Below are 18,811 nucleotides of genomic sequence, written 5' to 3' on the forward strand. Positions count from 1 at the left end.
ACCCGGCCAAGCATCACAGGCCCATGAGCCGGAAGTGAGATCACAGAATAGATAGTGCTTTCAGGCGGTTTCGCCCCTGGGTCTCCCTTGTTACCGCTGTGCTACAACCCAGAACCCTGACGGTTGATCCCGAAGGCGGGCGGGAAGCCTCTCCCCCAGACGACGCGACCAATCGGGGAGTTGCGGTGACAGTCCGCCCTATCCGCGTGTTCAGCGATCCGGTGCTCCGCTCGGTGGCGGCGCCGGTTCACGACTTCGACCGGGAGCTCCGGGGGCTGGTCAAGTCCCTGACGGCGACGATGCGCGCCGGAGCCGGCCGCGCCGGCCTGGCCGCGCCCCAGATCGGGGTGTCGCTGCGTGTCGTCGTCTACTCCTACGACGGCAAGTCAGGGTGCCTGGTGAATCCGCGGCTGGAGCTGTCCGAGCGGCGTATCACGGCGGACGAGGCGTGCCTGTCGGCGCCCGGCCTGTGGTGGCCGCTGGAACGTTCTTACATGGTCACGGCTCGTGGCCGCGACGCGTTCGGCAAGCCCGTCACCGTGCGGGCGCTGGGCGTGCTCGCCAGGGTGCTGCAGCACGAGGTCGATCACCTCGACGGCGTGCTGTTCAGCGACCGCCTCGAGGACGGCGAGCGCCAACGCTTTCTCGCTGAGGTGATGTCAGGATGAGTTCGCGCCGCTGTGCCGGGTCGGTGCCTCCCCAGACGCCGTAGTCCTGTCCGGTGCTGAGCGCGTAGTCGAGGCAGGGCTCGCGTACCGGGCAGTCCCGGCAGACGACCTTGGCGCGCTCCACTTGCGCGTGGCCCGGCCCTTCGGGGGAGATCGGGAAGAACAGTTCCGGGTCTACGACCAGGCAGGATGCCTTACGCGACCAATCCATCATCATCATGTTGAAGGCCCCTACCCCGCCTTTTTCCGGTCATACCTCTGCAAAAAGTAGATCCCAATCGGCCAGGAACCCTGGTCAGCACGTAACGGACCGGTGCGGGAGCGCGGGCGGCCTTGCCGGTCCGGGCGGCGAGCTCCGGGGGCTTGACGAAGTTTTTACGCGCGTCGACCAGGACCTCGGCCCTGCTCGGCCCTCCTCACCAGCGGCTCCAGCCCACCAGCGGTGACCAGACCGCGGAGCCCATCCTCCCGGAAGTCACTCCGCCGGACTCGGCGACGGCGCTCAGCACGCGGTCCACGACGTCGGACAGGTCCTCGGCCACCTCGGCGGCCTGCTGGATCTCCTCCGCGCGGGTCTGGCCGGTCGGCACCAGGATGCCCCTGGCCCCCGCGGCCCTGGCCGCCTCCATGTCCCTGCCGATGTCGCCCACCACGACGCAGTCGCGCGGGCTGACGTCGAGGACGGCCGCCGCCCTGATCACCAGCCCCGGCGCGGGCTTGCGGCAGGTGCAGCCGTCGGTGTCGTCGTGCACGCAGATCGCCCACGCGTCGAACGGGCCGAGGAGCTCCTCGACCCTGGCGTTCACCTGATCCATCTCGTCCGGCGTGAGCAGGCCCTTGGCCACGCCCGACTGGTTGGTGACGACCGCCACCGGCACGTCGGCCCGGCGCAGGCGCATCAGCGCCTCCATCGCGCCCGGCATCGGCTCGACCCGCGCCGGGTCGCCGTTGTAGGGGACGTCTTTGATCAGGGACCCGTCCCGGTCGAAGAGCACCGCCCCGGGACGCCGTGGTTCGAACACCTTTCACCTCCGTCGCGCTGCCGCCCAGCTACCCGAGGGCCTCCCCTGCAAACAACTGCTCAGCGCGACCGTTCGCAGAGCCTCCGGCCTGTTTCCCCAGTACGTCAGGGCGGTCCCCGCGACCGGGCGGCCCAGCCCGCGCGCCACGTCGCCGGCGGCGGGCGTACGGCGGATCTGCGCGATCATCGAGGACTGTCCGGGCCCGAATTATCGCCCGATGATCAGGGAAAACTCGCTCTCCGCCCACCTCTTCCGGATATTGGGAACGTTATCGGGAACCCTATAGATACCGGCACAGGCGCCGGTGAAGGCGCGTACGTAGTGGTCCACCCGGGGACGTCAGCACCCGCCAGGACGCCTGCCGAGCGGCATCGGCAAGCGGTCCGGGAGCTGGCCGAAGACGGGCACCGGGTCGTCGTGACAGGCAAGGAGCGCGAGCTCACCGCCTATGTCGCCCACGATGTTGCGGTCGACCTCGGCGGTAGAACGACGCTCTCACAGCTGGCAGCCCTCATCGAGCGGGCCGGCGTGCTCGTGGCCGGAGACAGCGGCGCCGCGCACCTGGCAGCCGTGGTCGGTACGCCTGCCGTGAGCCTGTTCACCCCGACTGCCCGATGGGCTCTCTACCGAGTGCCGGTCCCCGGGCACCCATGTCCGTCGCAGGTGACAAGCGAGCAGGTGGTCAAAGCAGTGAGGGAGCTGACCAGTGAATGTCGATCTGATCTCTGAACACGCGGACCCCCTGGCCGCGATCGGCAGCGTCGACTCCGGCGGCCAGAACGTCTACGTCGCCGCGCTGGCCGTCGCGCTGGGAGAGCGCGGGCACACGGTCATCGTCCACACCCGCCGCTCCGATCCGGCCCAGCCGGAGTCGGTGCCCCTGGCACCCGGCGTCACGGTCGAGTACGTCACGGCCGGGCCCGCGGTGCCGATCCCGAAGGACGAGCTCCCGCGGTACATGCCGGAGTTCACCGACCGTCTCGCCGACCGCTGGGCCGTGCGCCGGCCCGACGTCGCGCACGCGCACTTCTGGATGAGCGGCCAGGCGGCCCTGCAGGCCTCCGAGGACGTGCCGGTGGTGCAGACGTTCCACGCGCTGGGCACGGTCAAGCGGCGCTGGCAGGGTCAGGCGGACACCAGCCCCGCGCACCGCCTGGCGACCGAGCGGGAGATCGGCTCCCGCGCCGACGCGGTGCTCGCCACCTGCGGCGACGAGGTGAACGAACTGCGCGCGATGGGCGTGCCCGAGCAGCGCATCGCGGTGGTGCCGTGTGGCGTCGACCTGACCGAGTTCTGCCCCCAGGGCCCGGTCGCGCCGCGCGCCGGAGCGGGTGTCCGGCGTCCGATGGTGCTCAGCATCGGCCGCCAGGTACCGCGCAAGGGCGTCGACACGGTGATCCAGGCCATGCGCCGGCTTCCCGAGGCCGACCTGGTCATCGCCGGCGGGCACCGGGACGGCGAGGAGTCGGTGCGGCTGCGCGAGCTGGCCGCCGGGTGTGGCGTCGGGGACCGGGTGCACGTGATCGGCAGCGTCCCCCGCGCCCACGTCCCGGCGCTCATGCGCTCGGCCGACGTGGTGGTCTGCGTGCCCTGGTACGAGCCGTTCGGCATGGTGGCGATCGAGGCGATGGCGTGCGGCGTGCCGGTCGTGGCCTCCGGGGTCGGCGGGCACCTCGACACGGTCGCGGGCTGCGGCGTACTGGTGCCGCCACGCCGCCCGCGAGCGCTGGCCAGGGCCCTGCGCGACCTGCTCGCCGACGAGGACCGGCGCAAGGCGATCGGCGCGGCCGGAGCACGCCGCGCTCAGGAGAGATACGGCTGGGCGCGCGTCGCCGAGCAGACCGAGGCCGTGTACGGGCAGGTGATCGACGGCAAGGTATGCCGCCTCGCCGCGCTTGGGTGGTGATCACGAGGGTCGACGACCACGCCGGGCTGTCCGGCTAGAGCGCGACGCCCAGCAGGGCGTCGGTCAGGTCGCGGACCAGGGCCGGTGCCGTCGGGTCCGAGCCGTCGCCCGACAGGGCCCGCTCGGCCCAGGCGTCGACGGCGGCCAGTGCGCCCGGTGTGTCCAGGTCGTCGGCGAGCCGTTCGCGTACCTGGGCCAGCAGCCCGCCCGCGTCGGGCGCCGCGGCCAGCCCGGCGGCCGAGCGCCAGGTGGCCAGCCGGGCCTCGGCCTGGGCGAGCTGGGCCGGGACGTACTCCCAGTCCTCGCGGTAGTGGTGCGCGAGCAGCACGAGCCGGATCGCCATCGGGTCGTGCACGGCCCGCAGCTTGGAGACGAAGACCAGGTTGCCCTTGGACTTCGACATCTTCTCGCCGTCGAGCGCCACCATCCCGGCGTGCGTGTAGAACTTGGCGAACGGCCACTCCCCGGTGGCCGCGTGCCCCTCGGAGGCGCCGCACTCGTGGTGCGGGAAGATCAGGTCGGTGCCGCCGCCCGCGACGTCGAAGCCGGCGCCCAGGTTGTCGAGGGCGATCGCGGTGCACTCGATGTGCCAGCCGGGCCGGCCGCGGCCGAGCGTTGAGTCCCAGGCCGGCTCGCCGGGCCGCTCGGCCCGCCAGAGCAGCCAGTCGAGCGGGTGGCGCTTGCCGGCCCTGCCCGGGTCGCCGCCGCGCTCGGCGAACAGCTCGATCATCCGCTCCTCGCTGTAGCCGGATACCTGCCCGAACTTGGGCGCGTCGGCCACGCTGAAGTAGACGTCGCCGTCGAGCTCGTACGTGACGCCCTTGTCCGCCAGCTTGGCGATCAGCTCGGCCACCCCGCCGACGACCTCGGTCACGCCGACGTACTCGCGCGGCGGCACGATGCGCAGCGCCTCCATGTCGGTGCGGAACAGCTCGATCTCCCGCTCGGCCAGGTGCTGCCAGCTGACGCCGGTCTGCTCGGCGCGTTCCAGGAGCGGGTCGTCGACGTCGGTGGCGTTCTGGGTGTAGTGCACCTCGTGGCCCGCGTCGCGCCAGAGCCTGCCGACCATGTCGAAGGCCAGGTAGGTGTTGGCGTGTCCCAGGTGGGTGGCGTCGTAGGGAGTGATGCCGCACACGTACATGCGGGCGGTCGGACCCGGATCGGTCTGCCGGACCTGCCCGGCCGCCGTGTCGTAGAGCCGCAGTGGGACGCTCTCACCAGGAAGAGCGGGAAAGGTGGGGGCAGACCACGATCGCATGTCTTTGAGCCTATCCGTCCCGATCAGCGGTCAGGTCAGTGAACTCGTACGTCACACCCTCCGGCGCCAGCGTGACCAGGGTCACGGACAGCGAGGCGAACACGCGGCCGTCGGGCAGCTCGTGCCGGAGGATCAGGGCCGACGGGTCGGCCGAGGGGGCGGCGGCGATGAGCTCGCGCCAGTCGGCGGATCTCTCGAAGCGCGAGCGGTAGGCGGCCACCCGTTCGTGTTCCGGGTTGAGGCCGGTGTTGACGATCATGCTGGTGCCGTCGGGCACCTCGGAGGCGCTGAGCCGTTCCCCGTCCCAGCTGAACAGCCGCGCCCGCGCCGGGTCGGCGAGCAGCAGGTGGAAGGGGTCGTAGCGGGCCAGGTCGACGTCGGGCAGGTCGTCGGCCCCGACGGCGAGGAGCGGCAGGTCGCCGCGGGAGATCTTGGTGGTCTCGGGCGCGGACCGGCCGTGCCCGTTGAGGAGCGCGGCCGCGCGGCGCCTGGCGGGGTCGACGGCCAGCCAGGTGCCGCCCGCCTTGAGGTCGCGCCCGCCCACCACGCCGGGGTGTTCGGGCCAGTGCTCCCCCGGCCCCTCCCAGGGCCGGTCGGCGAACTCGTCTCGCACGCCCATCAGCGTCAGGGGCCGGCCCGTCTTCACGATCACCGTGCACATAAGGCAAAGCGTAGTAAACGGATTTACCACGACCGCCAGGGGATGGCCGTTTACATCGGCGGCCAGGGAATGGCCGGCCAGTCGCGGGAGGGGTAGGGGTGCAGACCGGTTTCGAGCAGCCGTCTGATCCGGGTCCAGGTCGCCTCGACCTCGGCGAGCGTGAGCAGGTCACGCAGCCTGCGGCCGAGCTGGCCCGACTCGATGTCGCGCTCCAGCTTGGTGAGCGTGGCCACGGCCTCGCGGGCCAGCGGCTTGCCCCGCCACTGCCAGAGCACGGTGCGCAGTTTGTCCTCGGCGGAGAAGCAGACGCCGTGGTCGACCCCGTAGACGTGGCCGGTGGGCAGCGGCAGCAGGTGGCCGCCCTTGCGGTCGGCGTTGTTGATCACCGCGTCGAACACCGCCATCCGGCGCACCACCGGGTTGCGGCTGCGTACCAGGCGCATCAGGTCGACCTCGCGTTCGGTGTCGATCCAGAGCTGGCACATGCCGGGGCCGAACGGACCCTCCCGGTAGACGGTCGGCGGCACGATCTGCCAGCCGGTCGCCTGCGAGACCTCGAACGCCGCGACCTCACGGGCGGCCAGTGTGCCGTCCGGGAAGTCCCAGAGCGGGCGTTCGCCGCGTACCGGCTTGTACACGCACGCGGCGGTGCGCGCGCCGAGCGTGATCGAGCAGTAGAGCGTCATGTTGGTCGCCTCGACGAGGCGGCCCGCGACCTCCAGGCGGCCGTCGCGGAGCAGCTCTAGCGCCCCCTCGTCCTCCAGGGGCGACGGGTGCGACGGCCTGGTAGCCGGTTCGCTCTCCGGAGCGCTCATGACGTCGCCTCACCCCCGCGATAGCCGTTGAGACGGACGCAGACGTGTCCCTCGGGGTCGAGTGGCTGTCCGCAAAGGGGACACGCCGGGCGGCCCGCAGCGACAAGCTGGAGCGCCCGCTGAGTGAACGCACGGGCGACCCCGGCACTGATCCGCACCCGCAGCATGGCGGGCTCGGGTGCCTCGACGGCTTCCTCGTCGATGATCTCCTGCGCTTCGATCACCACCTGTGACGTGTCGGGATCCCAGGCCAGTGCCATGGTGCCGACCCTGAAGTCCTCGGTGACAGGCACCTCGAGGGGCTTGTCGTCGGTCAGGTCGGCGGGCGCCATGGCAGGCACGTGCGCGGTGCCCCCACTGCGGCGCAGCACCTCGTCGAGCAGCTCGTCCAGCCTGCCCGCGAGTGCGGCCACCTGCAGTTTTTCCAGCGCTACCGTGGTCAGTCTGCCCTCGGCTCTGGCCTGCAGAAAGAAGGCTCGCGCGCCCGGTTGCCCCAAGGCACCGGCCACGAACCTCTCTGGTGGGTCGTAGTCGAAGACCGGCATAGCCTGACCTTACGTGGTTCCGGGTCCACCGCCGACGGCGGCATCGCTCCCGGTGAGTTTTTCTCCCCCGTCTTTCTCCTCCGAATCCTCGGGAAGCTGCAATTCCCCCATATCGTTAAGCCTGAGCACAAAGGGACGCAGGGGGGCATAGCGAATGACGGTGAGAGCCGCAGGATCTGCTGTTATCCGTTGAAACTGATCCAGATGAAGCCCCAGAGCGTCGGCGACGATGGCCTTGATCACGTCTCCGTGACTGCAGGCCAGGTAGACGCCTTTCCCCCCGAGGCGTTGGTTCCACTCCCGTACGGCGGTCACGGCCCGGTGTTGCATAACGGTCAGTGACTCCCCTTCCGGAAATGTCACCGCACTGGGATGGGCCTGCACGACCTGCCACAACGGCTCCTTCGCCAGCTCCGCCAGCGGCCGCCCGGTCCACGCTCCGTAACCGCACTCCACGAACCGCTCATCGGTCTGTACGTCCATGCCGCGCCCTTCGGCGACGGCCAGGGCGGTCTCCTGGCAGCGTTCGAGCGGGCTGGAGACGATGGCGTCGAGCCGGACCCCCGCGATGCGCCCGGCCAGCGCCGCGGCCTGCGCCCGGCCCGCCTCGCTCAGATGCACTCCAGGAGTACGGCCGGCCAGCACCGGCCCGGTGAGGGCGGTGAGCCCATGGCGGACGAGAAGGAGGGTGGTCACCGACCAAGTGTCGCAGGCGTGGATCACGGCGTTTGACGCACCCGGGCGGTAACCTGGCGGGATCATGGAGCAGCGCTATGTCGGCCGGAGCGGCCTGTCGGTGTCCCGCCTGGGGCTCGGCACGATGACCTGGGGGCGTGACACCAGTGCCGACGAGGCTGCGGCGCAGCTCCGCACGTTCATGAGCGCGGGCGGCACCCTGGTCGACACGGCCGACGTCTACACGGGCGGCGACGCCGAGCGCCTGCTCGGCCGGATGCTGCGCGACTCGGTGCCGCGTTCCGAGCTGGTGATCTCCACCAAGGCGGTGGTGACGCCGTCGGGCCGGCGGCCGCGGGACGCCTCCAGGCGCCACCTGATCGCCGCGGTCGACGACTCCCTCAACCGGCTGGGCCTCGATTACATCGATCTCTGGCAGCTGCACACCTATGACGCCGAGGTGCCGCTGGAGGAGACGATGGCGGCGCTCGACGCGATCGTCTCCTCGGGCCGCGCGGTCTACGCGGGCGTCTGCGACTACGCGGGCTGGCAGCTGGCCGCCGCCGCGGTCATGCAGCGGGTGATCCCCGGCCGCATCCCGATCACCTCCGCCCAGGCCGAATACTCCCTGCTGGCCCGCGAGCCGGAGCGCGAGCTGCTGCCCGCCGCCGAGCACGTGGGCGCGGGCGTGCTGGCCTGGTCACCGCTCGGCAGAGGCGTGCTGACGGGGAAGTACCGGACGGGGATTCCGGCCGATTCACGGGCCGCTACGCCGCATTTCGCCGACTTTGTCCGCCCTTATCTCGACGAGCGCAGCCGTAGTGTGGTCGAATCCGTGATGACCGCGGCCGACGGGCTCGGGGTCTCGCCGTTGGCTGTGGCACTCTCATGGGTACGCGACCAGCCGGGCGTGGCCTCCGCTATCGTCGGTGCCCGTACGCACGCTCAGCTCGCCGGCGCACTGACCGCCGAGGACGTGGTGTTGCCGCGAGAGATACGTGAGGCCCTGGATGACGTGTCGTCGCTCGACTGAGAGCGAACGAGAGTCATGCTCGCGTGTCACGCGTCGATACCGAATCGCAACTTTAGCCGGAAAACACCTGCGTCGCACCGCCGAAGTCCATCAAGATTTCCTCCGTAAGCAACCCAGGAGGGGACGGATGGGGAGCAGGACCGCGATCTCGGCTGGAGCTCTCGCATTGGCGCTGGTCGCGATCCCGGTCGTCGCGTCGCCCGCGCTGGCCGAGGCCACCGACTGCACGCGCGGCGACGGACTGCTCTCCGGGGTGACGAACGGCCTGTGCAATGTCGTGGAGGCGGTCACCGGCACGGTCGACACCCTCACGGGCGACACGCTCGATCCCGTGACGAAGAAGGTCGACAAGACCGCGGACGACGTCCTCGGCACGGTGGGCGACGCGGTCCCGACGACGATTCCCACCGCGTCGGGGCAGCCCCAGCCGACACCCACGGACGACCACCTGCTGCCCAACACCCTCAGCGAGGTCTGTCTCCCGGTGGTGGGCTGCGAGAACCAGGACGTCCAGACACACCACAAGGACCCCCACCCCGAGGACTCCGCCAAGCCCACGCCCACCGCGAAGCCCAACAAGCGCGACAGGAAGGACTCAACGACGACGACCCTCCCGACGGGGGGCCCGACGCCGCCGGAGACCGAGCCGCAAGAGCTGGACACGACCGAACATCCGGTCAAAAGCATCCAGACCGCCGACACCGACGAGCCTCGAATAGACCTTCTGTGGCCCAACCCCTTCGCCAGGGATCTCACGGATCCCATGCGCGACCAGCCCATCATCCGCCCGTCGAAACCCGCCTCGGACGTCCTGGGCACCTCGCTGACGATCGCCCTGCTGACGTCGGCGATCCTGGCCACCCGCATCGTCCAGCAGCGCCGCCAGCGGATGGAGCAGCCGGACTCGATCCCCTTCGAACCGGCCAGAGCGGGCAACAGCCGCCACCGCCTGGCTTAGAAAGCCGGCGGCGACGGCCGCGGATCAGAACAGGTCAGCCGCCGATCGCGTGGGCGCCGCCGTCCACATGGACGATCTCGCCTGTGGTGGCGGGGAACCAGTCGGACATCAGCGCGACACACGCCTTGGCGGCGGGGACCGTGTCGGACAGGTCCCAGCCCAGCGGGGCACGCTCCGGCCAGCTGTCCTCGAACTCCTTGAAGCCCGGGATCGACTTGGCCGCCATCGTGCGCAGCGGCCCGGCGGCGACGAGGTTGACGCGGATGTTCTGCTTGGCCAGGTCACGGGCGAGATAGCGGTTGCACGACTCCAGGCCCGCCTTGGCGACGCCCATCCAGTCGTAGACCGGCCACGCCTTGCTCGCGTCGAAGTCGAGGCCGACGACCGCGCCGCCCTCCTTCATCAGCGGCAGGCAGGCGACGGCCAGCGACTTGTAGGAGTAGGTCGAGATGTGCACGGCCGTGGCGACGTCCTCCCAGGTGGTGTTGAGGAAGTTGCCGCCGAGGGCGCTCTGCGGGGCGAAGGCGATGGAGTGGACGACGCCGTCGAGGCCGTCGACGTGCTCGCCGACCCGGTCGGCCAGCGTGTCGAGGTGCTCGGTGTTCTGGACGTCGAGCTCGATCACCGGCGGTGTCTCGGGCAGCCGCTTGGCGATGCGCTCGACCAGGCTCATCCGGCCGAACCCGGTGAGCACCACGGTGGCGCCCTGCTCCTGGGCCAGCTTGGCCACCGAGAACGCGATCGACGCGTCGGTGAGCACGCCGCTCACGAGGATCCGCTTGCCTTGGAGAATTCCCACGTCAGTGCCCCATTCCGAGTCCGCCGTCGACCGGGATCACGGCCCCGGTGATGTAAGAGGCGTCGTCGCTCGCCAGGAAGCGGACGACGCGCGCGATCTCGCCCGGCGCCGCCTGGCGCCCGAGCGGGATGTTCTTGATGATGGCCTCCACGTCGAGATCGGCCGTCATGTCGGTGGCGACGAAGCCGGGCGCGACCACGTTGACGGTGATGCCGCGCGAGCCGTACTCGCGCGCCATGGACCGGCCGAAGCCGATGAGGCCCGCCTTGGAGGCGGCGTAGTTGGTCTGTCCGGCCGAGCCGGACAGGCCGACCACGGAGGAGATGAGGATGACGCGGCCGCGCTTGAGCTTCATCATGGGCCGGATGGCCCGCTTGGCCACGCGGTAGGCGCCGGTCAGGTTGGCGTCGATGACGTCGGTGAAGGTCTCTTCCTTCATCATCGCCAGCAGCGTGTCCTTGGTGACGCCGGCGTTGGCGACCAGCACCTCGACCGGGCCCTGCTCGGCCTCGATCTTGTCGAAGGCGGCCTCGACGTCGGACATGCTGGTCACGTCGCACTTGACGCCGAACAGCCCCTCCGGCGGCTCCCCCGATCGGTAGGTGACCGCGACGGCGTCGCCGGCCGCGGCTAGTTCACGGGCGATCGCGAGGCCGATGCCGCGATTGCCTCCGGTGACGAGTACTGAGCGTGCCATGGCACCAGACGCTATCTCCTACCGGCGGGTATCCCCTTGTCCGGGAGGTACAAGATCACGGGGTTAGGATCGTGGACATGCGCCAGATCGATTCCGATTTCCTGGAGCTGCCGATGCGGCAGCTGGCGGACGCCGCCCTGCAACGTGCTCGTGACCTGGGCGCCGAGCATGCCGACTTCCGGTTGGAACGCGTCAGAGCCGAGACGCTCAGCCTCTACGACGCCCGGCTCGAAGGAGCCATGGACGCCGACGACCTCGGCTACGCGGTCCGTGTCGTCAAGGGCGGCACGTGGGGCTTCGCCGCCGGCATCCAGCTCACGCCCGAGGCGGCGGCGACGGTGGCCGAGCAGGCGGTGCGGGTGGCCGAGGTGAGCGCCCCCATCAACCGGGAGCCCATCGAGCTGGCCCCCGAGCCGGTCCACTCCGAGACGGTGTGGGTCTCCGCCTATGACGTCGACCCGTTCGAGGTGCCGTCGGCGGAGAAGGTGGCGCTGCTGGCCGACTGGTCGGCCGGGCTGCTCAAGGGCGCCGACCACGTCTCGGCCCGGCTGCTCCAGGTCAAGGAGCAGAAGTTCTACGCCGACACGGCGGGCACGGTGACCACGCAGCAGCGGGTGCGGGTGCATCCGAAGCTCAACGCGATGAAGGCGGCGGGTGGCGGGTTCGACGACATGTCGACGATCGCGCCTCCGGTGGGCCGCGGCTACGAATACCTGACGGGCACCGGCTGGGACTGGGCGGACGAGCTGGCCCGGCTCCCCGGTCTGCTGGCGGAGAAGCTGGCGGCGCCCTCGGTGGAGGCGGGCGACCACGACCTGGTGATCGACCCGTCCAACCTGTGGCTGACCATCCACGAGTCGATCGGGCACGCCACCGAGCTCGACCGGGCGCTCGGCTACGAGGCGGCCTACGCGGGCACCAGCTTCGCCACGTTCGACCAGCTCAACGAGCTCGTGTACGGCTCGCCGGTGATGAACGTGACCGGCGACAGGACCGTCACGCACGGCCTGGCCACGATCGGCTTCGACGACGAGGGCGTGCAGGGGCAGAGCTTCGACATCGTCAGGGACGGCATCCTGGTCGGCTACCAGCTCGACCGGCGGATGGCGCTGATGAAGGGGTTCGGGCGGTCCAACGGGTGCGCGTTCGCCGACTCGCCGGGGCACATGCCGATCCAGCGGATGGCCAACGTCTCGCTCGCCGCCGCGCCTGACGGGCCCTCGACCGAGGAGCTCATCTCGCGGGTCGAGCGGGGGCTCTACATCGTCGGTGACAAGAGCTGGTCGATCGACATGCAGCGCTACAACTTCCAGTTCACCGGGCAGCGGGCCTATCGGATCTCGCACGGCAAGCTGGCCGGGCAGGTGCGCGACTTCGCCTACCAGGCGACCACGACGGACTTCTGGCAGTCGATGGAGGCCGTCGGCGGGCCGCAGACGTACGTGCTGGGCGGCGCCTTCAACTGCGGCAAGGGTCAGCCGGGCCAGGTCGCGCCGGTCAGCCACGGCTGTCCGTCCGGGCTGTTCAGGGGCGTACGGATCCTCAACACCGTGCAGGAGGGTGGAAAGTGAGCGAGCAGCGATCCCCTGGCGCGCAGATCTCTCCGCAGGACATGGTGGAGAAGGCTCTGGAGCTGTCCACCACCGACGGCTGCGTCGTGCTCGTGGACGAGGGGTCCACGGCCAACCTGCGCTTCGCGGGCAACACGCTGACGACCAACGGCGTGGCCCGCTCCGCCCGGCTGACCGTGATCTCGATCGCGGGCCAGGGCGTGGGCGTGGTCTCCCGGGCCGCCGTACGTCCGGATCAGCTCGCCGGCGTGGTGGCCGCGGCCGACCGGGCGGCGCGCGAGGCGCGGCCCGCCGAGGACGCGCGGCCGCTGGTCGAGGGCGTCCCGGCGAGCGCCTCGTGGGCGGAGCCGGTGATTCCGACCGACATCGGGGTGTTCGAGCGGTTCGCGCCCGCGCTCGGCGACGCGTTCGCCGCCGCCGAGGCCGGTGGCAGGCGGTTGTACGGCTTCGCGGAGCACTCGCTGACCACGACGTTCCTCGGCACGTCCACCGGGCTGCGCCTGCGCCACGACCAGCCGTCCGGGCGACTGGAGCTCAACGCCAAGTCGGCCGACCTGAAGCGCTCGGCCTGGACGGGCGTGGGCACCCGCGACTTCTCCGACGTGGACGTGGCGGCGCTGGACGCGTCGCTGGCGCAGCGGCTGGAGTGGGCCAAGGTCCGGGTGGACCTGCCCGCGGGGCGCTACGAGACCGTGCTGCCGCCGAGCGCGGTGGCCGACCTGATGATCTACGCGTACTGGTCCGCGGGCGCCAGGGACGCCCTGGACGGCCGCTCGGTCTTCGCCAAGCCGGGCGGCGGCACCCGCGTGGGCGAGCAGCTGGCCACGCTGCCGGTGTCGCTCGCCAGCGATCCGGCCGCCCCCGGCATCGAGTGCGCGCCGTTCGTGATCGCCCACGCCTCCAGCCGCGAGAGCTCGGTGTTCGACAACGGCCTGCCGCTGTCGGCGACCGACTGGGTGAAGGACGGGCGGCTCGGCGCACTGCAGCAGACCCGCTACTCGGCCGAGCTCAGTGGGCTGCCCGTCACGCCCGCGATCGACAACCTGATCATGCGGGCGCCCGGCGACGGGCGTTCGCCGGCCGAGATGATCGCCGGCACCGAGCGCGGCCTGCTGGTCACCTGCCTGTGGTACATCCGCGAGGTCGATCCGCAGACGCTGCTGGTGACCGGGCTCACCCGTGACGGGGTCTACCTGGTCGAGCACGGTGAGGTCGTGGGCGAGGTGAACAACTTCCGGTTCAACGAGAGCCCGGTCGACCTGCTGGGGCGGCTGTCCGAGGTGGGTTCCAGCGAGCAGACGCTGCCGCGCGAGTGGAACGACTACTTCAGCCGTACCGTGATGCCCGCCGTCAGGGTGCCGGACTTCAACATGTCGACGGTCAGCCAGGCGAGCTGACCGTGCTCCGGTAGCGCGCGCCCGGGTCGCCCGGGCGCGCGCTTCGCGGTGCCGTCATCCACGGGCCGTCATTCGCGCGTGCAGCCATCCGCGGGCAGCCATTCGCGGGCCGTCAGGAGTCTTCCAGGCGGAAGCCCACCTTCATGCCGACCTGGAAGTGCGCGACCTCGCCCGCGTCGATGTGCCCGCGAACCTCCGTCACCTCGAACCAGTCCAGGTGCCGCAGCGTCTCCGACGCGCGCCTGATCCCGTTGCGGATGGCCTGGTCGACGCTCTCCCCCGATGTGCCGACGATCTCGGTCACCCGGTACGTACGATCCGTCATCTCCACATCCTCCTTACTCGAAGGCCATGATCGCATGACCGCTGCCGCCGACCCAGGTCCCTGTCGCAGGCGACCCCTACGGGGTCTACCGTGGAAGTCATGAAGGGGTGGCGCAAGAAGCAGGACGTCCACCAGGTCACCGACGCGCAACCGTCGCTGAGCTCGGACATCCATCGGCGGGAGATCAGCTACCTCATCAAGATGGGCATCCGCACGATGTGCCTGATCCTGGCCGTGGTGGTGCCGGTGCCGTGGCCGTACCGGCTGCTGTTCATCGCCGCCGCAGTTTTTTTGCCATACATAGCGGTAATCGGGGCCAATGAGAGGGGTCGGGATGCCCCTCCCTCGACCTTTCACACACCGGAAGCTAACCAAAGCGAGATACCAAGGCATCGACGCGAGATCGGGTCGTGACTAAGTCTTGACGCATCCCATGGGTTGTAGGTGTACGCTTTAGACAAGCGCTCCGGTCCCCCGTCGGAGTGCTGGTGCCGGCGTTCCGGGCCCCCGTCGGAACGCCGATGAAGCGACGCCGGGTGGTTTGCCCCCGTAACCACCCGGCGTCGCCCCTTTCCTGGGGAAACTCCCTCTCGGACGATCAGTCCAACAGCCCTGGAACCCTCTTGGGTAGGGCCGCTTTCCCGAAATCGTTTACGCTCCGCGGCGCTCATTGTTCGCACGAAATCCGCAACTTTGAGCACGGCTTGACATCAACAGTTCGTTGGAGTGTCAACTGTCGGTCAGCGTCTCGGCCGTGGCCTCACCCCAGTTCCTGGCGAGCTCGGTAATCCGGGCGACCGCGTCGGCGGGCGCGGTGCCAGCGCCCTCGGCGAGCCCCAGCAGATAGGCGGTCAGCGGGGCGGCGGGCCTGGCGACGCCGTGCGCCACCTCCTTGGTCAGCTCCAGGATCAGGTCCCGGTCGACGCGGGCGGGGTCGACGCCCAGCTCCTTGCAGGCCAGGGCGGTCCATTCGTTCAGCACGTTCATGCGAGCCTCCTCTAGATCGTCCATTGTGTCGCAGTCGAACCACGGCCGGCCGGGCAGCGCCACGCGCGCGTGGACAAGCGGTCCGAGCAACCCTCTCAGGGAGCGCCCCGTATAGCCGTCCAGCGCCCGGCGCAGCGTCTCGGCAGGCCACAGGCTCAGCAACCACTGCTCCCGCCCGCCATCGTCGACCACCACGACCCCACCGCCCACGTCGCCAGCGCTCTCGTGGTCGGCGCTCACATAGCCGCCGATGTACGCGCCGCTCAGGTCGCCGCCGCTCACATCGGCTCTCACGTCTCCGCCGCCCCGCCCGGCGGCTGCTGCCTGGGACGAGGCGTGGAGCAGTTCGGTGATGTGCCCGGTTCTGAGGTACGGCAGATCTCCGGCGAGCAGCACCACCCGTGGCGCCGTGACCTCGCGCAGCCCAGCCCGTAGCGCCGGCACCGGCCCACTGCCAGGCGGGTCCTCCCGCGCGAAGACGATCCGCGGCCGCTCCTCCAACCAGGGCGCCGTCCCCTTCCAGCCCTCGCGCATGGGCGCCGCTCTTTGCCGAGTCTCGCGCGGGGGCTCCGCTTCTTGCCGGGCCTCGCGCGAAGGCCCCACCTTCCCGTGGTTCTCGCGGGCCCCCGGGAGCGGGCGTTCGGGGCCGACCACGATCACCGTGCGGGCCCCTGACGCCGCCAGCACGACGCTCTCGATCATCGCCCGGGCCCCGACGCTCAGACCAGGCTTGTCCAGGCCGCCCAGCCGACGCGCCTGTCCCCCGGCCAGAATGATCGCGTCGTACTCTCCACCGATCGTCACGCCCCCACGGTACGCACTCCGGCGGGGGGCCAACCGGCCACCCCGTTTCGGCACGCGACTCTCGCCGGGCGGCGACTCCTACCGCACGTCGTACGGAAAAAGTGAAGCCGTTCCGTACGACGCACGATAAAAGGCGGTCAGCCGCCGATCGCCGACATCGGCCGGGACGGCTGGAGGAACGACGGGTCGTCGATGCCATGTCCGGCGCGCTTGCGCGACACGGCGGCGATCCAGCGGGCGGCGAGCTCCTCGTCGGAGGCGCCGTCCCGCAGAGGTGTCTTCAGATCGGACTCCTCCGTGGCGAAGAGGCAGTTGCGGATCTGCCCGTCGGCGGTCAGCCGTACGCGGTCGCACGCGCCGCAGAACGGGCGTGTCACCGACCCGATCACGCCCACCCGCGCGGGCCCGCCGTCGACCAGGAACCGCTCGGCGGGCGCGCTGCCGCGCTCCTCGAGGTCGTCGGGCGTGAGGTCGAACGAGACCGACAGCAGCGCGAGGATCTCGTCGGCGGTCACCATGCCCTCGCGGCTCCAGCCGTGCTGGGCGTCGAGCGGCATCTGCTCGATGAAGCGCAGTTCGTAGCCCCGATCGAGGCAGTAGCGCAGCAGCGGTACGGCCTCGTGGTCGTTGACGTCGCGCATCAGTACGGTGTTGACCTTGACGGGACGCAGGCCCACGTCATGGGCGGCGCTCAGCCCGGCGATGACGTCCTCGAACCTGTCGCGGTGCGCGAGCCGCTTGAACGTGTCGCGGTCGAGCGTGTCGAGCGAGACGTTCACCCGGTCGAGACCCGCCTCGACGAGCGTCCCGGCCAGCCGGGCCAGCCCGATGCCGTTGGTCGTCAGCGACACCTGCGGCTTGGGGCTGAGCGCGGCGGTACGGCCGACGATGTCGGGCAGTTCGCGGCGCAACAGCGGCTCGCCCCCGGTGTAGCGGACCTCGGTGACACCCAGTTGTTCGACGCCGATCGTGACCAGCCTGACGATCTCGTCGGCCGTGAGGAGCTGGGCGTTGGGCAGCCAGTCGAGCCCTTCGGGTGGCATGCAGTAGGTGCAGCGCAGGTTGCACTTGTCCGTGAGGGACACCCGCAGATCCGTCGCCACCCGTCCGAACGAGTCTCGCAACATGGCGTCACCTCCTGTATCGCTAGAACGCCAGCCTATGTCGGTCTTCCGGCCGCCCCAAAACCGACAAGTCACCCGACGACAACGCGGCTCGCGATCAGGTGATTCCTGGCTAGGCGTGCCGGAACGTGGTGGCGTGGCGGGTGATGTGTTCGATGTCCGTCAGGTAGAGGTCGGCGTGCCCATCGGCCAGGTGGGCGGCGAACGCCTCGTTCCCGGCCGCGGCCTGCTGCCGCATGTGGTCGACCAGCGCCCACAGCCGTTCCGCCGCCACCTCGGGCAGCGCCGCCCGCTCGTCGTCGGAAAGGCCGTAGGCGTCGCCGAGCAGCCGCAGCCGCTTGGCCTGCTCTTTCACCGTCAGTACGGCCTCGCCGTTGCCGACGGCCGACAGCGGGACGAACCGGTAGGCGGCGTAGGCGACGTCCCACAGGCGCGGCCCGGGATGGGCGGTGTCGAAGTCGATGAGCGCCACCGGCAGGCCGCCGCGGTAGACGCAGTTGTAGGGCGCGATGTCACCGTGGCAGATGACTTCGGCCGGTTCGCGCGCCGGGAAGTACCACTCGGCGTCCTGTTCCGTGAAGTCCGCGGTGGCGTCGTGGTAGGCCCGCATGAGTACGGCCAGCGCCTCCAGCGCGGTGTCGCTCCAGGCGTAGGCGGGCAGCGGGTAGTGCGCCACGTCTCCCGGGACGAAGTCGAGGACCTCCCGACCGGCCTCGTCGAGCCCGTGAGCGCGGGGCGCCCCTTCGAACCCGGCCGCGGCGAGGTGCTCCAGCAGGCGGTGCACGGCCGGCGTCCAGGGACCGACCGGCCGCCGGACGGTGGCACCGACCCGGACGACCAAGTTGACCCCGCCTCCGGCCAAAGGCTCTTCGATCACCCGCGGGACTCTACGCCATGGCCGCGACCCTCGGCTGAGAGCCCTGTGGTCTGGGTTCGAGGAGCGCGGTCTCACGAGCACCCGGCCTCGGGATCCCCGCTTCAGGGACGGCGCCTCACGAGGACCGTCTCATAGGACCTCGGCCTCAAGATCGAGCACGTGGTCCGTCGGTGATGACCAGGAGATGCGCGATGTCCGGGAGCCGGCCGACCCGCGCGATCATCATCACCACGATCGCTCGACGCACCTCCATCAGGCCATCAGCGGTACTTCGACCATCGGCTTCCTGGGTGTCGCGCACCCAGGAAGAGCGCAGCCTGTCACCGGCTCCGGGCGGGCGGGAGACTGACGCCGGAACAGGCAACCGACGAGGGGGATGCGATGTCCGGCGAGGCAGCCGACGTGAACGTGGTCGGCATGTGGGTGACGGCCGACGGCTACATCCGGCAGGAACTGCTGGCGAACGGCCGCTACGACGAAGCTCGCGGTGATCGGCGCAGCGCCTACACCGGCCGCTACACGGTGACGGGCGCCCACCTGGATTATGTGGACGACACCGGGTTCACCGCGACGGGCGACATCCGCGACGGCGTCCTCTACCACGAGCACCTCGTGCTCTACCGGGAGGAGCCGCGCCCCGGAGCGTGAATCCGTCGCTTCCGGATCCGGGGCGGTGAAAGACACGAAAA

Annotated in this window: 23 protein-coding genes; 9 read left to right on the forward strand and 14 right to left on the reverse strand. The window is 70.3% G+C overall.

Annotation, left to right across the window (positions count from 1 at the left end; translation table 11 throughout):
• Positions 1–185 precede the first annotated feature (185 nt).
• Positions 186–668: a peptide deformylase gene (gene def / locus AB0B91_RS26080; protein ID WP_358024930.1), complete on the forward strand. Its 483-nt coding sequence runs from the start codon at positions 186–188 to the stop codon at positions 666–668.
• Here def and AB0B91_RS26085 read toward each other — a convergent pair.
• Together AB0B91_RS26085 and AB0B91_RS26090 are read right to left on the reverse strand one after the other, a co-directional pair.
• Positions 607–879: a WhiB family transcriptional regulator gene (locus AB0B91_RS26085; RefSeq protein ID WP_358324887.1), complete on the reverse strand. Its 273-nt coding sequence runs from the start codon at positions 877–879 to the stop codon at positions 607–609. The genes def and AB0B91_RS26085 overlap by 62 nt on opposite strands.
• A gap of 205 nt (positions 880–1,084) precedes the next feature.
• On the reverse strand, positions 1,085–1,690 hold the full coding sequence (locus AB0B91_RS26090; RefSeq protein ID WP_358324526.1) for an HAD-IIIA family hydrolase: 606 nt from the start codon (positions 1,688–1,690) through the stop codon (positions 1,085–1,087).
• Between the two features lie 321 nt (positions 1,691–2,011).
• Between AB0B91_RS26090 and AB0B91_RS26095 the strand changes: the two genes are divergently transcribed.
• Complete coding sequence (locus tag AB0B91_RS26095; protein WP_358324529.1) at positions 2,012–2,419, forward strand: glycosyltransferase family 9 protein; 408 nt, start codon at positions 2,012–2,014, stop codon at positions 2,417–2,419.
• Positions 2,397–3,596: a glycosyltransferase gene (locus tag AB0B91_RS26100; protein ID WP_358324532.1), complete on the forward strand. Its 1,200-nt coding sequence runs from the start codon at positions 2,397–2,399 to the stop codon at positions 3,594–3,596. The genes AB0B91_RS26095 and AB0B91_RS26100 overlap by 23 nt, the downstream gene beginning before the upstream one ends.
• Positions 3,597–3,630: 34 nt before the next feature.
• On the opposite strand, the gene mshC is transcribed toward AB0B91_RS26100, so the two are convergent.
• The 5 genes from mshC to AB0B91_RS26125 are packed head-to-tail and all read right to left on the reverse strand — an operon-like array spanning position 3,631 to position 7,571.
• On the reverse strand, positions 3,631–4,854 hold the full coding sequence (gene mshC, locus AB0B91_RS26105; RefSeq protein ID WP_358324535.1) for a cysteine--1-D-myo-inosityl 2-amino-2-deoxy-alpha-D-glucopyranoside ligase: 1,224 nt from the start codon (positions 4,852–4,854) through the stop codon (positions 3,631–3,633).
• A gap of 10 nt (positions 4,855–4,864) precedes the next feature.
• Entirely contained in the window at positions 4,865–5,515 is a 651-nt protein-coding gene (locus AB0B91_RS26110; protein WP_358324538.1) for an NRDE family protein, read from the reverse strand.
• Positions 5,516–5,565: 50 nt separating this feature from the next.
• A complete protein-coding gene (locus AB0B91_RS26115; protein WP_358324541.1) occupies positions 5,566–6,330 on the reverse strand; it encodes an SCO1664 family protein in 765 nt (254 codons plus the stop codon).
• Positions 6,327–6,875, reverse strand: a complete 549-nt coding sequence (locus tag AB0B91_RS26120; RefSeq protein WP_219528509.1) for a DUF3090 domain-containing protein — start codon at positions 6,873–6,875, stop codon at positions 6,327–6,329. The genes AB0B91_RS26115 and AB0B91_RS26120 overlap by 4 nt, the downstream gene beginning before the upstream one ends.
• 9 nt (positions 6,876–6,884) lie before the next feature.
• Positions 6,885–7,571 carry an MSMEG_4193 family putative phosphomutase gene (locus tag AB0B91_RS26125; protein WP_358324544.1) on the reverse strand — a complete coding sequence of 229 codons (687 nt, stop codon included), beginning with the start codon at positions 7,569–7,571 and terminating at the stop codon, positions 6,885–6,887.
• Positions 7,572–7,635: 64 nt separating this feature from the next.
• Here AB0B91_RS26125 and AB0B91_RS26130 point away from each other — a divergent pair, with 64 nt between their 5' ends.
• Both AB0B91_RS26130 and AB0B91_RS26135 read left to right on the forward strand, forming a co-directional pair.
• Positions 7,636–8,583, forward strand: coding sequence for an aldo/keto reductase (locus AB0B91_RS26130; RefSeq protein WP_219528511.1), 948 nt, complete (start codon positions 7,636–7,638; stop codon positions 8,581–8,583).
• Between the two features lie 127 nt (positions 8,584–8,710).
• A complete protein-coding gene (locus tag AB0B91_RS26135; protein ID WP_358324548.1) occupies positions 8,711–9,541 on the forward strand; it encodes a hypothetical protein in 831 nt (276 codons plus the stop codon).
• A 34-nt stretch (positions 9,542–9,575) separates the two neighbouring features.
• Here the strand turns inward: AB0B91_RS26135 and fabI are convergent, their stop codons facing one another.
• Together fabI and fabG are read right to left on the reverse strand one after the other, a co-directional pair.
• Positions 9,576–10,340: an enoyl-ACP reductase FabI gene (gene fabI, locus AB0B91_RS26140; protein WP_358324551.1), complete on the reverse strand. Its 765-nt coding sequence runs from the start codon at positions 10,338–10,340 to the stop codon at positions 9,576–9,578.
• A gap of 1 nt (position 10,341) precedes the next feature.
• On the reverse strand, positions 10,342–11,037 hold the full coding sequence (gene fabG, locus AB0B91_RS26145) for a 3-oxoacyl-ACP reductase FabG (protein WP_214636319.1): 696 nt from the start codon (positions 11,035–11,037) through the stop codon (positions 10,342–10,344).
• A gap of 77 nt (positions 11,038–11,114) precedes the next feature.
• Here fabG and AB0B91_RS26150 point away from each other — a divergent pair, with 77 nt between their 5' ends.
• On the forward strand, positions 11,115–12,608 hold the full coding sequence (locus AB0B91_RS26150) for a TldD/PmbA family protein (protein ID WP_358324555.1): 1,494 nt from the start codon (positions 11,115–11,117) through the stop codon (positions 12,606–12,608).
• Between the two features lie 41 nt (positions 12,609–12,649).
• Positions 12,650–14,005, forward strand: coding sequence for a metallopeptidase TldD-related protein (locus AB0B91_RS26155; RefSeq protein ID WP_358324890.1), 1,356 nt, complete (start codon positions 12,650–12,652; stop codon positions 14,003–14,005).
• Positions 14,006–14,117: 112 nt separating this feature from the next.
• On the opposite strand, the gene AB0B91_RS26160 is transcribed toward AB0B91_RS26155, so the two are convergent.
• Entirely contained in the window at positions 14,118–14,330 is a 213-nt protein-coding gene (locus AB0B91_RS26160) for a dodecin (protein ID WP_189126916.1), read from the reverse strand.
• A 99-nt stretch (positions 14,331–14,429) separates the two neighbouring features.
• Between AB0B91_RS26160 and AB0B91_RS26165 the strand changes: the two genes are divergently transcribed.
• Positions 14,430–14,744 (forward strand): DUF3099 domain-containing protein, encoded by a 315-nt coding sequence (locus AB0B91_RS26165; RefSeq protein WP_358324893.1) that lies wholly within the window; start codon positions 14,430–14,432, stop codon positions 14,742–14,744.
• Positions 14,745–15,059: 315 nt separating this feature from the next.
• Here the strand turns inward: AB0B91_RS26165 and AB0B91_RS26170 are convergent, their stop codons facing one another.
• The 4 genes from AB0B91_RS26170 to AB0B91_RS26185 all read right to left on the reverse strand — a co-directional run bounded on the left by AB0B91_RS26170 (position 15,060) and on the right by AB0B91_RS26185 (position 18,423).
• On the reverse strand, positions 15,060–16,121 hold the full coding sequence (locus AB0B91_RS26170; protein WP_358324558.1) for a DUF6457 domain-containing protein: 1,062 nt from the start codon (positions 16,119–16,121) through the stop codon (positions 15,060–15,062).
• Positions 16,122–16,258: 137 nt separating this feature from the next.
• Positions 16,259–17,248, reverse strand: coding sequence for a GTP 3',8-cyclase MoaA (gene moaA / locus AB0B91_RS26175; protein ID WP_358324562.1), 990 nt, complete (start codon positions 17,246–17,248; stop codon positions 16,259–16,261).
• 109 nt (positions 17,249–17,357) lie between these two features.
• Entirely contained in the window at positions 17,358–18,122 is a 765-nt protein-coding gene (locus tag AB0B91_RS26180; protein ID WP_358324565.1) for a phosphotransferase, read from the reverse strand.
• A gap of 145 nt (positions 18,123–18,267) precedes the next feature.
• A complete protein-coding gene (locus AB0B91_RS26185) occupies positions 18,268–18,423 on the reverse strand; it encodes a hypothetical protein (protein ID WP_358324568.1) in 156 nt (51 codons plus the stop codon).
• A gap of 80 nt (positions 18,424–18,503) precedes the next feature.
• Here AB0B91_RS26185 and AB0B91_RS26190 point away from each other — a divergent pair, with 80 nt between their 5' ends.
• Positions 18,504–18,770 carry an Atu4866 domain-containing protein gene (locus AB0B91_RS26190; RefSeq protein ID WP_358324571.1) on the forward strand — a complete coding sequence of 89 codons (267 nt, stop codon included), beginning with the start codon at positions 18,504–18,506 and terminating at the stop codon, positions 18,768–18,770.
• Positions 18,771–18,811 lie beyond the last annotated feature (41 nt).

This window comes from Nonomuraea sp. NPDC049141 (assembly GCF_040648415.1).
Classification (GTDB): Bacteria; Actinomycetota; Actinomycetes; order Streptosporangiales; family Streptosporangiaceae; genus Nonomuraea.

Bases quoted from the DNA above. Each gene is read 5' to 3' on its own strand.
- AB0B91_RS26085 (WP_358324887.1), bottom strand. From the start codon at position 879: ATGGATTGGTCGCGTAAGGCATCCTGCCTGGTCGTAGACCCGGAACTG.
- mshC (WP_358324535.1), bottom strand. From the start codon at position 4,854: ATGCGATCGTGGTCTGCCCCCACCTTTCCCGCTCTTCCTGGTGAGAGC.
- AB0B91_RS26110 (WP_358324538.1), bottom strand. From the start codon at position 5,515: ATGTGCACGGTGATCGTGAAGACGGGCCGGCCCCTGACGCTGATGGGC.
- AB0B91_RS26115 (WP_358324541.1), bottom strand. From the start codon at position 6,330: ATGAGCGCTCCGGAGAGCGAACCGGCTACCAGGCCGTCGCACCCGTCG.
- AB0B91_RS26120 (WP_219528509.1), bottom strand. From the start codon at position 6,875: ATGCCGGTCTTCGACTACGACCCACCAGAGAGGTTCGTGGCCGGTGCC.
- AB0B91_RS26130 (WP_219528511.1), top strand. From the start codon at position 7,636: ATGGAGCAGCGCTATGTCGGCCGGAGCGGCCTGTCGGTGTCCCGCCTG.
- AB0B91_RS26135 (WP_358324548.1), top strand. From the start codon at position 8,711: ATGGGGAGCAGGACCGCGATCTCGGCTGGAGCTCTCGCATTGGCGCTG.
- fabG (WP_214636319.1), bottom strand. From the start codon at position 11,037: ATGGCACGCTCAGTACTCGTCACCGGAGGCAATCGCGGCATCGGCCTC.
- AB0B91_RS26150 (WP_358324555.1), top strand. From the start codon at position 11,115: ATGCGCCAGATCGATTCCGATTTCCTGGAGCTGCCGATGCGGCAGCTG.
- AB0B91_RS26155 (WP_358324890.1), top strand. From the start codon at position 12,650: ATGGTGGAGAAGGCTCTGGAGCTGTCCACCACCGACGGCTGCGTCGTG.
- AB0B91_RS26160 (WP_189126916.1), bottom strand. From the start codon at position 14,330: ATGACGGATCGTACGTACCGGGTGACCGAGATCGTCGGCACATCGGGG.
- AB0B91_RS26165 (WP_358324893.1), top strand. From the start codon at position 14,430: ATGAAGGGGTGGCGCAAGAAGCAGGACGTCCACCAGGTCACCGACGCG.
- moaA (WP_358324562.1), bottom strand. From the start codon at position 17,248: ATGTTGCGAGACTCGTTCGGACGGGTGGCGACGGATCTGCGGGTGTCC.
- AB0B91_RS26190 (WP_358324571.1), top strand. From the start codon at position 18,504: ATGTCCGGCGAGGCAGCCGACGTGAACGTGGTCGGCATGTGGGTGACG.